This window comes from Glutamicibacter sp. AGC46, from assembly GCF_053543715.1.
On record NZ_JBLVOJ010000011.1, the window covers coordinates 508724 to 522830 of the forward strand.

Here is a 14107-nt window from a genome sequence, read left to right on the forward strand (position 1 = left end):
CCCCATGTTGACTGTGATGCAATTGTTATCAAAGTGATACAAGAAAATTTACACTACTCCTGTGACTCATGGGAACTGCTGAGGTGAGTTTCATCCAAATTTCTGCGCGGATCAGGAATTTGTGGGAACCTTAAGGGGTGAAGGAAACCGTAGATCTCGTCGGCCAGTGGCTGACCCTGCCCGATGTGGCTGAAGAATTAGATGTAGATATTCGCCGCGTGCACCGACTGCTGGATGAGCGTGCCATTGTTTCGTTGAGAATTGGCGCTCGCAATGTCCGTTCGATCCCTGCAGATTTTCTCCAAGACGGAGTAGTGGTGGAAAGCCTGAAGGGCACTCTTTCGGTACTCTTGGATGCCGGCTTCTCCGATGAGGAATCGGTTATTTGGCTGTTCACCGAGGATGAATCGCTGCCCGGCACTCCAATGAATGCTCTGCGCACCGGACGTAAAACTGAAATCCGTCGGCGGGCGCAGGCCATGGGCTGGTAATGGCCCGGACGAACTAGCCTCAGTAATAACAAAAGGTCTCAACCGTATTCCATATCGCATGGATGGTTGAGACCTTTCGTTATGTCTTAGTAACGAATCGCTATTTACTTCTCTTTGTCACTGCATCACTGAGCTGCTGCATTCCCGCTAAGGCGAGGGGCGTGACGTGCAATGCGTTCAGGGCGAGATCTGATTGGGTGGTCAACTCACTAATGCTCTGCTCGGTGGCCGCCAGGGCGCCGCTATCGCGCAGAATACCGCTTAGTCTCAACACTTCTTCTTCGCTGAGATCCACTGCGCCGAGGCGACTCTGAATGAAGTCCTGTTCGTCAGAAGTTGATAGCAAGAGGGCGTGGGCAATCAATTCCGTGCGCTTGCCTTCTTGCAAATCGCCGCCGGTCGGCTTCCCTGTGACTGCTGGATCGCCAAACACGCCCAGAACATCGTCACGTAGCTGGAATGCCTCACCCAGCGGAAGCGCGAATGCGGAGTAGCGCTCCATAAGAGCCTCGCTGGCGCCGGCCAACGCGCCGCCAAGCAAGAATGGGTTTTCAGTGGAGTATTTGGCTGACTTGAAGCGCACGATAGTGCGAGCTCGCTTGACCGCTTCCTTCGGATCGTAGGCGGGGCCCGCAGACTCTTCTAGAACATCAAGATACTGCCCGGCCATCACCTGGGTGCGCATCTGATTGAAGATGGTACGCGCCCGAGCGTTGAGGGAAGCAATACCTGAGAAGACTTCCTCGCTCAACGACAGGCATAGGTCGCCGGTAAGGATTGCGCTGGCCATGCCGTAGCTCGCTGCGCTCCCCGCAAGCCCAAGTTCTCGGTGCTGGGCCTCGAAGCGCTTGTGAACGCTCGGCTGACCGCGTCGTGTATCGGAATTGTCGATGATGTCGTCATGAATCAGCGCGGCTCCTTGGAAGAGTTCCAAGGCCACCCCGAGTTGGACGATGTCGCGTTCATCGGGCCGACCACCTGCACCGAGGTAACCCCAGAAAGCGAACAGGGCGCGAAGCCGCTTGCCGCCACGGGTCAGTGACGTGATCGCATTGACGATTTCGACGGCGCTGCTAGTAATCTGACCAACTTCAACGCTTTTCGCAGCCAGGAATTCTTCCAATAACTGAGCAACGTCAGAAGTGTAGGTACGGCTCAAGCTCTGGGCTTCAGTGTTGAGGTCCGGCACAGAATCAGGCATCGACATGCAAAATCATTTCTACGGGTAAACAACTAGTGGTTAGCAACAACTCTACCGGTGATTCCCGCCCGGCGAAGAAGGCACCCAAAGTACGCGGGGTGCGAACGGAATCCGAATATACATTCGAGTAAGCTGGTGGTGCAGCCGAACGAGGGGAGAGGAATTGAAATGGTGGATCGTGCAATCCTCCATGTCGATATGGACGCCTTCTTTGTTTCAGTGGAACTGCGGGACCGCCCTGACCTAGTAGGCAAGCCAGTTATTGTAGGCCACCGTTCAGGCCGGAGCGTGGTGCTCTCTGCGTCTTATGACTGCCGAGCTCGCGGGATCCATTCGGCCATGCCGATGAGCCAAGCCATCCCGCTGCTACCGCAAGCTACCGTGATCGAGCCGAGCCATCACAAGTACTCGCAAGCCTCGGCCCAGATCATGGCGTACTTCCGCACATTGACGCCTCTGGTTGAGCAAGTCAGTGTCGACGAAGCGTTCCTAGACGTTACTGGAAGCATGCGCATGCTTGGCGGGCCAGTGCAGATCGCTCAGCAGATCCGCGAATATATACGCAAAGAAATGGGACTGCCGGCCAGCGTGGGCATTGCAAGGAATAAATTCGTTGCGAAACTCGCTTCGACGTACGCCAAGCCTGACGGCATGGCGGTAGTTGCACCCGACCGCACCGAAGAATTCCTGCACGAATTACCCGTGTCGAAAATGTGGGGCGTGGGAAAACGAACCGCTAGTCAGCTTCACTCCTTGGGGATTGAGACCGTGGGGCAACTCGCTGGCGAGCCAGAAGCAAGATTGATTAGTCGGTTGGGGGAACACGGCCGCGCCCTTTATTTGCTCTCGCGGGGGATCGATAACCGTCCGGTGGAGGTTAGCCGGGATGAGAAGAGCATTTCATCGGAACATACCTTTGCGGTGGATATCACCGATCCCCAGGTGCTTGAGGGCGAACTTTTGCGGCTGAGCCATAAGGTCGGTCAACGGCTGCGGCAGCACGGCAAATCAGCCAACGGTGTTGGGCTCAAGATCAAGTACAAGGACTTTTCTGGAATTACGCGTTCGAAGGCGCTCGCAGCTGCGACAGACTCTTCAACGAAAATTAGCGAGTCCGCGCTGGCCCTTCTGCGAAAATTGACCCCTATGCCGCAACCGGTCCGGCTGATCGGGGTGAAAGCTGAACGGTTGCAAGATTACGAGTTGGGTCTGCAATTTAGCTTGGACCCCCGCGAAGAGAAAGCCCGAGAAGCGGAACGCATCGCTGACCAGATCGGACAGAGATTCCCGCAGTCCATCGTGACCCCAGCACGTTTTCTGCGCCCCAAGGAATAAACACATTCTGTGTAGAACGTATGGATATCTGGACAGTGGGGAAGATCAACTAGCAGGGCGGGTGCAAAAGAGACTATCCTTGAATTAAGTTCGATCGAATCCAGGGAACTTTTCCCTTCGACCCGACGTTGAACTTGAAGACGGTGGACGACCGTCGAGATTGCCTTTGGAAGGAGAAGACGATGCCGCTATCGGAACACGAGCAGCGTTTGTTGGAGCAGTTGGAAAAGCAGCTGCATGAAGACCGTCGCTTCGCTTCGAGCATGAAAGGCCCATCGGGCACGGGACGTTTGTCGACCCGCAATATTGCTCTGGGTATCTTGCTGGTAATCGTCGGCCTAGCGGGACTCATCTTTGGAATCTCGCAGCACATCATCATCGTAGGCGTTCTCGGCTTTGCGGTGATGTTCGCGGGTGTACTGCTTGCCCTGACTAAATCGGCTACTGGAAAAATTGGTCCGTCCAACGGAACGGGATCAAAATCTGCAGCCAAGAATAATTCGCAGTTCCTTTCCGGCCTGGAAGAAAAATGGAACCAGCGAAAGCGTGATCAGTCCGATAGCTGATCTGCATTGATATTGAGGTGTGACCCCTAGGGTTGCACCTCTTTTCTGTTTAAGCCCCGCTTCTCACATCCCTACGGTCACCGTGCACCTCATGCCGGGGCGCATGGGTTTCGTTCAATTCGGGAAGTTGGATGTCCTGGATATTCGGTGCGCCTATCTGAAGGTCGCGCGACTTTGCAAGTGATCTTGAATTCTCTGCAGATTCCAAGGTTCACGTCCACCTCGCCGGTCAGGCAGGCCCCCACTTCCCTCCCCAGGTTCCTCCACTTCCCACCACCGCGCCTAAAAATAGCTATATTACGCGGATTTTGCGTGTGGAATCTCTGAAAAATACTGGATCATGCAGCTGGACGATTCCCATCCCTCCACCTGAACATAGGCTGAGCATCCGCTAGATTCAGGTGTTTTTTAAGTCCAGACCCTCGCGAAACCACTGAAATTGCATTGACAGTGGAGGGTTGTGGAGTAAAGTGGAGGCAAGTAGAGAAGAATGGGGCTTCTGGCCACTTCACGGGAAAGGTGGTGTGCATGTTCCTTGGAACTTACACACCGCGTCTTGATGAAAAAGGTCGGTTGATTCTTCCAGCTAAATATCGAGATGAGCTGTCCTATGGGCTGGTTCTCACTCGCGGCCAAGAGCGTTGCATATACGTTTTCAGCCAGCGGGAATTTGAGAAGCAGCACGAGCAGCTGGCGCAGGCATCCTTGACCTCCCGGCGAGCACGCGACTATGCGCGTGTGTTCCTCTCAGGGGCCTCGGATGAAGTTCCAGATAAGCAGGGGCGCGTAACGATTCCGCAAGTGCTGCGCACTTATGGAGGCCTTGATCGGGAGGTCACAGTTATCGGTGCGGGCAACCGTATTGAAATCTGGGATTCGACCGCATGGCAGCAGTACTTGGATGAACAAGAAGACGTGTTCTCCGATACTGACGAAGATTAGGGCTTTGTGCCCTACACCGACAAAACACCACGTTTGTTGAGATGAGATCTCCAGCCACCTTGGGGTAGAAAATCGTCTGGCTTCACTTCCCCGGAGCCAGAAGGTTGGATCGCCACTTGGTTGGAGGGGGATCTGATCTCAACAGCAGATCGAAAGCGAAAGGGGGCGCAGTGCCAAATCAGGATTCCCAGCGACCAGCATCCGAACGCCACGTTCCAGTACTTCTGGACCGATGCGTTAATTTGCTAGCTCCAGGTATTGAGCGAGCCAATGCTGAAGGCCGTCGGGCAATTGTGGTTGACTGCACCCTCGGGATGGGTGGGCACTCCGAAGCCATCCTCAAGCGGTTCGACAACTTGCACCTGATCGGTCTAGACCGCGACGAGCAGGCTCACGAACTTGCCGGTGCACGACTCGCCCCGTTCCAGGACCGCATCGACCTCGTGCACGCGGTGTATGACGAAATTGCGGATGTCGTGGAAGATCTTGGGTTCCCGGGGGTCGACGGCGTTCTGTTCGACCTTGGCGTTTCCTCGCTGCAGCTCGATGAGCGTGAACGGGGTTTCGCCTATTCGTATGATGCACCGCTGGATATGCGCATGGACACCTCTGTTGGCCCAACTGCCGAGGACCTGGTCAACGACTTGGAACGCGACGAACTGCTTCGAATTATTCGACAGTGGGGCGAAGAGAAGTTTGCTGGACGCATCTCGACGGCAATCGTCGAGGCACGCGCCAAGAGCCGCATCACTACCACTGCTGAACTAGTTGAAGTGATCCGCAGCGTTGTGCCCGCGGCGGCTGCTCGAAACCACGGACACCCGGCCAAGAGGACCTTCCAAGCATTGCGTATTGCAGTGAATGAGGAACTTGACGTCTTGGAACGTGCGATCCCGGCGGCAATGGGAGCTTTGAACGTCGGCGGAAGAGTCGTCGTGATGAGTTACCACTCCTTGGAAGACAAAATCACCAAGCGGCACTTCGTCCATGGATCTACCTCGTCGGCCCCTCCGGGATTCCCGGTGGAGCTGGACGAACACAAAGCTGAATACAAGGTGCTCACCAAGGGCACCGAGAAGCCAAGCGACCACGAAATAGCAGAAAATTCACGTGCAGCCTCAGCCCGCTTGCGAGCTGTGGAACGAGTGTTGAAGAGGAGCTAGCATGAGCCAACGAGCCCAGCGCCGCGTGCAGAAGACCGCAGCCGTGAACAACCAGCCTGTTGTCGACGGTAATACTGCGCGTGCAATGCGACCCGAGCCCGTCCCAGCTAGCAACCTGCCTAAAGGCGATTCGCGTCAGCGCGTAACTCTTTCGTTGGTTCCTAAGATGAACGAAACCAGCAAGCGCTCCATGTTCACCATGTCTGCGGTGCTCGTTGTCTTGGCATTCAGCGTGATCGTTACGCTGGTGCTGCTCAATACTTCTGTAGCTCAGCGGCAGTACGACATCGTGAACTTGCGTTCGCAAGAGCGTGCGCTTTCCCAAGAGAATCAGGCACTGCTGAAGGAGGCCCAGTCGTTGGCGGCGCCACAGGCGCTGGCCGCCAAGGCAAAGGACCTCGGTTTGGTTTCGCCAGGTGCTCCAGGGCTGATCAGCCTGTCTGAGGGCAAGGTTGCCCAAGACGCTGAGAAGGCGGTCAAGGCAAAGAACAGCAAGCAGGAATACGGAACTATTCCGCTGCCGGGCGACAGCATCCGCAAGGGTGAAAGCAAAACTGAAGCCAACGCATCAAACACGCCGAAGACCACTGTGGGTAAAGCCTCAGCAGATTCACAGAAGGAGTCCGGTGCCACTGAAGGTTCCAAGGAACCAGAGGTGAAGCCGGAGAAAGCTGAACGTGAAGTTGCCAGTGATGGCCGCCCAGTGTTCAATGACGCTGAGCTTAACGGGGGCACGATCCCTGCACCAAGCATCAAATCCCCAGCAGAGTAGTTAGCCCTTTCTAAGCTAGATACAGGTGGCCTACGCTGCTGGAAAACCACGCTGAGGGAAAGTTAGGTTCTTTTGTGAGCTCGACGGCAATCGACACTGCGAAAAAGCGAATGCGCTTTGTGCTGCTCCTCTCCGTGGTTTTGCTGCTGGTGATCCTGGGCCGGCTGGTCTGGGTCCAGGGCATCAACTCGGCAACCATTGCCAACGCTGCACAGGAAAACCGCGAACGCGTTGAAAACATTGCGCCAAATCGAGGATCCATCGAAGACCGCAATGGCACCACCCTCGCCGTCTCAGTAGACCGCTATGATCTGGTCATCGACCAGCGCGAGCAGGGTGAGAACATTCGCCGTGCGAAGCGGGATGGAACCAATGGCCAGGAACGCATCACGTGGGACCAAGCCATTGACGAACTAGCCGATACCCTTGACCAGGACCGTGAGGAACTTGCCACGAAGGTTCGCCCGCAGGGCGATGCCAAGCCCAAAGGGTACGTCATGCTCGCCAAGAGCGTGACCCCGGAAGTACGCAACGAAGTCCTCGAAATCGGTATTCCGCGACTTGCCTCATTGCTGCGCAGCGAACGCCAGTACCCGCAAGGCGTAATTGCAGGACCACTGCTGGGGTTCGTGCGCAACTCCGAAGACCAAACAGCCGTGGTGGGAGCCGAAGGCCTGGAACTGAGCCAGGAGGAACACCTGGCCGGTACGGCCGGCAGCCGCAAGTTCGAGATCAGCGCCGATGGCGTGCGCATTCCCGTCACCGAGGTCGAAGAAACCCCTGCAGTCGATGGCCAGGACGTCATCCTGACCATCGACTCCGACATCAACTACGTTGCCCAGCGTGCAGCAGAAAAGAAGCAAGCTCAGTTCAACGCTGAGTGGGTTTCCGTGGTCGTCATGAAAGCGGATACCGGCAAGATCCTCGCCATCGGCGACTCCGCTGAATTGGACCCGAATGATCCAGGCGCTACCAAGCCGGAGTTCCGCCGCTCCACCTCCATCACCCGTGCTTTCGAGCCAGGTTCCACCGGCAAGGCCGCGATCTTCGCGGCGGCCATCGACCAGGGCGGAGTGGATCCGCTGACCGAGATGCGTGTGCCGAATAAGAAGACGTTCACCAAGGAAACCATCAATGACTCGTTGGAACACCCAACGTACGACATGACGGTCTCGGGCATCTTCGCCCGTTCCTACAACACCGGCACCGTGATGGTCGGAAATACCATGAGCAAGCAGACCCGTTACGACTACATGCGTGCCTTCGGATTGGGTTCGCCCATCCGCGTCGGCTTGAATGGCGCTAGCGCTGGCCAATTAGCGCATCCCGATAATTGGGACCGCCGCCAGCAGTACACCACCATGTTCGGCCAGGGCTATTCGCAGACCGTGCTGCACACCGCTTCAATTTTCCAGTCCTTGGCCAACGGCGGCGTTCGCCTTTCGCCAAGCCTGATTGAGGGCTACCGCAACGAAGACGGTACCATCACCAAGATCCCCGCACCGGAAAAGAAGCGCGTGGTCAAGAAAAGCACCGCTGACGAAATGCTCAAGCTCATGGAATCGGGCGTTGACGACGGTACCGGCTACAAGGAGCGCATTCCCGGGTACCGCGTGGGCGGCAAGACCGGTACAGGCCAGGCGGCAAGCGCCAAGGGCTATGACGGATATACTTATTCCTTTGCAGGTGTCGCTCCCTTGGAAGATCCGCAGTTCGTCGTCGTGGCAACCATGTACAGGCCAAAGGGCAACTGGAAAGACTTCTCGGTAGCTGACACGTTTACCGATGTTATGAGCCATACTCTCAACACATTCAATGTGCCACCGAGCACGACAAAGTCAGAGGCGTATGACGTCTTTGTAGGTGAGGATCAGAAGAAATCTTGGTAGTCCAGAACCCCGACACTCCGCGTGAGCTAGAACGGTACCTACGCCCAGAGAGCATCGCCGGTCTTGGCTTCGACCAGCTCTGCGGCACAGCTGGCGCGGTGCGAACTGGAGCGCTGCTCAATGCCGCTCCGCAAATCCTCGGCGTCAGCCTCAACCCGCAGATCGTACAGAGCGGTGACGTCTTCCTGGGTATTTCCGGTGCCAAGCGCCACGGTGCCGAATTCGTGGAAACCGCCATCGGCAACGGTGCTGTCGCACTGATCACCGATACTGCAGGACTCGAATTCCTCAGCGATGACCTCTCGATCCCGGTGGCAGTCGTTGCAGATGTACGCAAATCCGCAGCCGTGATCGCGCAGAGCGTCTACGGAACCGACCAGCGCAGCCCGAAGCTGTTCGCTGTCACCGGCACCAACGGCAAGACCACCACAACCTTCATGATCCGCGCGATCCTGGATGCACTGGGTGAAGAAACCGGGCTGATCGGCACGATTGAGATGTCCGCCCGCGGGCAGATCATCCCCAGCGTGCTGACCACCCCGGAGTCCACCCAGCTGCACGGCGTGCTCTCGCGCATGGCGCAGCAGGAAGTCACGTCGGTGGCCATGGAGGTATCCAGCCACTCGCTGAGCTATGGCCGCGTTGATGCCCTGCGCTTTGCCGTTTCCGGTTACACCAACCTGACCCAGGACCACTTGGACCTGCACGGCACGATGGACGAGTACTTCGAAACCAAGGCCGAACTATTCACCGCGGAACGCTCCGAGCGCGCAGTGGTCATGGTAGACGATAAATACGGCCAGCGCCTGGCCGAGCGCGCCCTTGTGCCTACCGAGACCCTGAGCCTCGACGGCGAACACCCTTCGGCGCACTGGAGGGTTGCCGAACTGGCGCACTGCGGATTGGGCCACAGTTTCACCCTTGTGCACCGGGATGGGCGCCAGCTGCGGACCCGCACCCTGCTTCCAGGCATGTTCAACGTCGCCAACGGAGCGCTGGCGGCCTTGATGGTGCTGGCCGGCGGTGCGGACCTCGAAGCCCTGCAGCAGGCCTTGGACTCCAAGGATCCGCTGTCGGTCGCCGTTCCAGGGCGGATGCAGGTCGTAGCCGAATCTCCGGTAGCCGTAGTCGATTTCGCCCATAATTCGGATGCACTGGCAAAGGCTTTGGATTCCATCCGTCCGGGGGAGCAGGGACGCCGGATCGTCGTCTTCGGCGCCACCGGAGAGCGCGATAAGACCAAGCGCCCGGATATGGGAGCGGTGGCAGCCCGCCACGCGGATATCGTCATTGTGACCGACGACGACCCGCACAGCGAAGACCCGGCTCCGATCCGCGCCCAGGTTGCCGCCGGAGCACAGCAAGTTCTCGATTCCGAGCGTCCGCAGGTGCAGCTTCACAACATCGCGCCACGCGCCAAAGCCGTAGAGTTCGCTGTGAGTTTGGCCGAAGCCAACGACGCGATTCTCGTGGCCGGGCGGGGACATGAAGTCAGCCAAGACGTCGCGGGAATTGACGTGGAACTGGATGATCGAGTGGAACTAGCGAAAGCACTGAATCTTCATGGATTTGTGACCAATTCCTAGAACGTACAAGTCCACTATCGCCACCGCTCAAGTGTAAAGTCCTTATTGCCATGATTGAACTGTCTCTGACCGACCTGCTGGAAATCACCGGCGGAAAAGCGACTGCTACAGCCGCCTCCGACACGGTGATCACTTCCGTGACCACTGACTCGCGCGAAGTCGTCCCGGGTGCCTTATTCGTCGCCAAGCCCGGAGAATTCTCCGACGGGCACGCCTTTATCGACCGTGCACGCGCCGCCGGCGCAGTGCTGGCCCTAGCCGAACGCATTACCCACGATGAAGACCGCAGGGAACACCCGGCGATCATCATTGAAGACGCGGTAGAAGCGATGGGCAAAATTGCCGCGCACATCGTTGCCCTTCTCAAGGAAAAGAACGACGCCAAGGTCGTGGGAATCACCGGTTCGGCCGGCAAGACCACCACCAAGGACCTGCTCGCCGGTATTCTGTCGCAAGTGGCGCCGACCGTGTCGCCAATCGGCTCATACAATGGCGAAGTCGGCGTCCCGCTGACGGTATTCAGCGCCACCGAAGAGACCAAGTACTTTGTCATCGAGATGGGGGCCACCGGCCTTGGCCACCTGACGTACCTGACAGATATGGTGCACCCGCAGGTCGGTGTCGTGTTGTGCGTCGGTACCGCCCATGCCGGCGAATTCGGCGGGGTGGAGAACATCGAGAAGGCCAAGGGCGAACTCGTTGAAGCCCTGCCAGCCGATGGCACGGCCATCTTGAATGCTGAAGACCCCCGCGTGGCACGCATGGACTTGCGTTCCGGGGGAGCCGTGCGCTTCTTCGGCACCGGAAAGAACAAGCCGGAAAACGCTGGGGTCTGGGCCACCGACGTTGTTGTGACTTCCCACGGGCAGCCAGAACTCACTCTTGAATTCCCTGGCGGCTACAGCAAGCGCATCACCTCGGGCCTCCTGGGACGCCATCACGTCTCGAATATCCTCGCCGCGGCCAACGCTGCACTGGCCCTGGATATCGCCCCGGAAGTGATCGCCGCAGGCCTGGAAGGCCGCGCTGCCGGCAGCCGCTGGCGCATGGAGCGCATCGAGCGCGCTGACGGCGTGAGCATCATCAACGACGCGTACAACGCGAACCCTGAATCAATGCGCGCTGCGCTGGTGACCCTGGCCGAATTGGGCCTGGGCGCCGACGGCGCACCGGGCCGACGCACCTGGGCAGTCCTGGGCGAAATGCTGGAACTGGGCGATGACAGCATCCACCAGCACGACCTGCTGGGCCGCATGGCAGTTCGCATGAACATCAAGAAACTTGTAGTGGTAGGCCGTGGCGCAAAGCCCGCCTACAACTCCGCTGTGCTCGAAGGCAGCTGGGGCGACGAGGCCTTCTACGTTGAAGACGTAGATGAGGCTCGCGCGCTGCTGCAAGAGCAGCTTCAGCCAGGCGACATCGCCTTGTTCAAGTCCTCTAACGGGGCCGGTCTACGCTTCCTCGGCGACGACATTGCAGCATTCGCGAAGGAAGGCGACAACGCATGATCGCATTGATTCTGGGGGCCGGCATTGCCCTCGTGCTGACCATGGTGGCCATGCCGCTGTACATCCGCCTGCTCACCAAGAAGCAATACGGGCAGGTCGTGCGCGACGACGGGCCGAACTCGCACGCCATCAAGTCCGGCACCCCGACCATGGGCGGAGTGGTCTTCGTCCTGGCCGTGTTCGTTGCGTACTTCGCCACCCATGGCATCCTTTCGCTCATGGGACGCACTTCTTCGGGAATTACCGCCAGCGGAATGCTGGTCCTGATGCTCTTCGGCGGCATGGGACTGGTCGGCTTCCTCGATGACTTCATCAAGATCTTCAAGAAGCGCTCATTGGGCTTGCGCGCCTGGCAGAAGATTGTCCTGCAGGCATTCTTCGGCATCAGCTTCGCCGTGCTGGCCTTGCAGTTCCCCAATGACCAGGGCCTGACTCCGGGCTCTACCGCGATCTCCTTCCTGCGCGACACCAACATCGACCTGGCCTTCGCAGGCCCGATGCTGGGCATGATCCTGTTCGTGCTCTGGGCGAACTTCATCGTTACCGGTGCTACCAACGGCGTGAACTTGACCGATGGCCTGGACGGACTGGCTACCGGTGCCTCGATCATGGTCTTCGGCGCCTACACCCTGATGGGCATCTGGCAGCAGAACCAGGCCTGCAGCAACATGGACTCGCTGGACGTCTGCTACTCGGTACGCGACCCGCAGGACCTGGCCCTGCTGGGGGCCACCCTCTCCGGTGCGCTGATCGCCTTCCTCTGGTTCAACGCCAAGCCGGCGAAGATCTTCATGGGCGACACCGGATCGCTGGCCATCGGCGGCGCCGTGGCTGCCTTCGCGATCCTCTCGCGCACCCAGCTGCTGCTGGTGGTAATTGCCGGCCTGTTCGTGATCATCTCCCTGTCGGTGATCATCCAGGTGGGCTACTTCAAGCTCTCGGGCGGCAAGCGCGTGTTCAAGATGGCGCCGCTGCAGCACCACTTCGAGCTTTCGGGCTGGTCCGAAGAAAACGTTGTTATCCGATTCTGGATCCTTGCCGGCCTGTTCGTGGCCGCGGGCCTGGGTCTCTTCTACTCTGAATGGGTTGTCGCACTGTGAGCGTAGACGCTGGCAAATCTCTTGACTCGCTAACCAGCTGGGATGCTGATTGGAAAGGCCTGCGCGTAGTCGTCGCCGGATTGGGACTCTCCGGATTCTCTGCGGCCGACACCCTCATCGAGCTGGGTGCCATCGTCACCGTCATCGACGGCCGCGATGACCAGCTGAACCAGCAACGCGCCGAGACGCTGAAGATCGTCGGGGCCCATGAGGTGCTGCTGGGCGACGGGAACGTCCAGGCCCTGCCGTTGGTCAATGGCAAGCCGGCCCAGCTGGTCATGGTTTCCCCAGGCTGGAATCCCCGTAATCCGGTCATCGCAGAGGCCGAGTCCAAGGGCATCGAGATCTGGAGCGATATCGAGCTGGCTTGGCGCGTGCAGAACCGTGCCGGCCACACAGCACCACAGTGGCTGGCGATTACCGGCACCAACGGCAAGACCACCACTGTGGGCATGACCGAGGCGATCCTGCGCGCCGATGGGCGGAAGGCCATCGCCGTCGGCAACGTCGGCACACCGATCCTGGATGCCGTACGCGAACCGGTGGACTATGACGTATTCGCCGTCGAGCTCTCCAGCTTCCAGCTGCACTACACGCATAGCATTTCTCCGCTTGCCTCGGTGGTCTTGAACCTGGCCGAAGACCACGTGGACTGGCATGGCGGCTTCGGCAACTACAAGGCCGCCAAGGCCAAGATCTACGAACGCACCCAGGTAGCAGCGATCTTCAACGCCGCCGATGAGCGCACCATCACCATGGTGGAAAACGCTGAAGTCATCGAAGGCTGCCGTGCTATCGGCTTCACCACCGATACCCCAGCAGTATCGATGGTGGGTGTTGTCGAAGGCCTGCTGGTGGACCGCGCCTTCATCGAAGAGCGCAAGACCAGTGCCGTGGAACTGATCGCCCTGAAGGACATCGGCGAGATTGTTCCGCGCCACACCGCCGCGAACGCGGCTGCCGCGGCGGCGCTGACCCGCGCGTACGGAGTGAATGCAGAAGCTGTCGCTGCGGGTTTGGCGAACTTCGACTCCGGCGATCACCGGATCCAGGCCGTCGCCCGCAAGAACGACATCCTGTGGATCAATGATTCCAAGGCCACTAATCCGCATGCGGCCGATGCTTCGTTGGCCGCATTCACCCGTGTGGTCTGGATTGCCGGTGGCTTGTCCAAGGGCGTGGAATACGGCGACTTGATCGCCAAGCACGCGCAGCGCCTGGCCAAGGTCTTGCTCATCGGCACCGACACCGCAAGTTTGCGCCAAGCACTCGCTGCCCACGCGCCAGAGGTTGAAGTCATCGACATCACCGGGGCAGCGCAGGGCGGTGACGGTTCGGTTCCAAGCGGCGCCCAGGTCATGACGCGTGCGGTCTCCAAGGCTGCCGAAGTAGCCGAAGCAGGGGATACCGTGCTCATGGCTCCCGCCGCGGCCTCGATGGACCAATTCAGTTCCTACGCCCAGCGTGGCAACGCATTTATCGCTGCCGTCAGTGATCTGATGGATAAAACTGGCGAAGACCAGTAATCGAAAGCTGACCGAATAAACGACACCG

The 14107-nt window shown here is 58.6% G+C and carries 12 protein-coding genes; 11 read left to right on the plus strand and 1 reads right to left on the minus strand.

Going from position 1 to position 14107, the window contains the following annotated elements:
* Positions 1–137: 137 nt before the first annotated feature.
* Positions 138–491 carry an Rv2175c family DNA-binding protein gene (locus tag ACNPM8_RS07580; protein WP_105656811.1) on the plus strand — a complete coding sequence of 118 codons (354 nt, stop codon included), beginning with the start codon at positions 138–140 and terminating at the stop codon, positions 489–491.
* Positions 492–591: 100 nt separating this feature from the next.
* On the opposite strand, the gene ACNPM8_RS07585 is transcribed toward ACNPM8_RS07580, so the two are convergent.
* Positions 592–1698 carry a polyprenyl synthetase family protein gene (locus tag ACNPM8_RS07585; protein WP_332485974.1) on the minus strand — a complete coding sequence of 369 codons (1107 nt, stop codon included), beginning with the start codon at positions 1696–1698 and terminating at the stop codon, positions 592–594.
* 162 nt (positions 1699–1860) lie between these two features.
* On the opposite strand from ACNPM8_RS07585, the gene dinB reads away from it, so the two are divergent.
* The 10 genes from dinB (at position 1861) to murD (ending at position 14079) form a co-directional block, all read left to right on the plus strand.
* Positions 1861–3027: a DNA polymerase IV gene (gene dinB, locus ACNPM8_RS07590; RefSeq protein ID WP_448939576.1), complete on the plus strand. Its 1167-nt coding sequence runs from the start codon at positions 1861–1863 to the stop codon at positions 3025–3027.
* 182 nt (positions 3028–3209) lie between these two features.
* Positions 3210–3593 (plus strand): DUF3040 domain-containing protein, encoded by a 384-nt coding sequence (locus ACNPM8_RS07595; protein WP_105656808.1) that lies wholly within the window; start codon positions 3210–3212, stop codon positions 3591–3593.
* A gap of 528 nt (positions 3594–4121) precedes the next feature.
* Entirely contained in the window at positions 4122–4535 is a 414-nt protein-coding gene (gene mraZ, locus ACNPM8_RS07600; RefSeq protein WP_038990697.1) for a division/cell wall cluster transcriptional repressor MraZ, read from the plus strand.
* A 170-nt stretch (positions 4536–4705) separates the two neighbouring features.
* Positions 4706–5698, plus strand: a complete 993-nt coding sequence (gene rsmH, locus ACNPM8_RS07605; protein ID WP_181148802.1) for a 16S rRNA (cytosine(1402)-N(4))-methyltransferase RsmH — start codon at positions 4706–4708, stop codon at positions 5696–5698.
* Position 5699: 1 nt separating this feature from the next.
* Positions 5700–6470, plus strand: coding sequence for a hypothetical protein (locus ACNPM8_RS07610; RefSeq protein WP_105656806.1), 771 nt, complete (start codon positions 5700–5702; stop codon positions 6468–6470).
* Positions 6471–6544: 74 nt separating this feature from the next.
* Positions 6545–8359: a peptidoglycan D,D-transpeptidase FtsI family protein gene (locus ACNPM8_RS07615; protein WP_448939577.1), complete on the plus strand. Its 1815-nt coding sequence runs from the start codon at positions 6545–6547 to the stop codon at positions 8357–8359.
* Positions 8353–9945, plus strand: a complete 1593-nt coding sequence (locus ACNPM8_RS07620) for a UDP-N-acetylmuramoyl-L-alanyl-D-glutamate--2,6-diaminopimelate ligase (RefSeq protein ID WP_448939578.1) — start codon at positions 8353–8355, stop codon at positions 9943–9945. Before ACNPM8_RS07615 ends, ACNPM8_RS07620 begins: the two co-directional genes overlap by 7 nt.
* 50 nt (positions 9946–9995) lie before the next feature.
* The gene (locus ACNPM8_RS07625) at positions 9996–11453 is read left to right on the plus strand and encodes a UDP-N-acetylmuramoyl-tripeptide--D-alanyl-D-alanine ligase (RefSeq protein WP_400342195.1); all 1458 of its coding nucleotides are present in this window, start codon (positions 9996–9998) and stop codon (positions 11451–11453) included.
* A complete protein-coding gene (gene mraY, locus ACNPM8_RS07630; RefSeq protein WP_105656803.1) occupies positions 11450–12553 on the plus strand; it encodes a phospho-N-acetylmuramoyl-pentapeptide-transferase in 1104 nt (367 codons plus the stop codon). Before ACNPM8_RS07625 ends, mraY begins: the two co-directional genes overlap by 4 nt.
* Entirely contained in the window at positions 12535–14079 is a 1545-nt protein-coding gene (gene murD / locus ACNPM8_RS07635) for a UDP-N-acetylmuramoyl-L-alanine--D-glutamate ligase (RefSeq protein WP_448939579.1), read from the plus strand. Before mraY ends, murD begins: the two co-directional genes overlap by 19 nt.
* Positions 14080–14107: the final 28 nt, after the last annotated feature.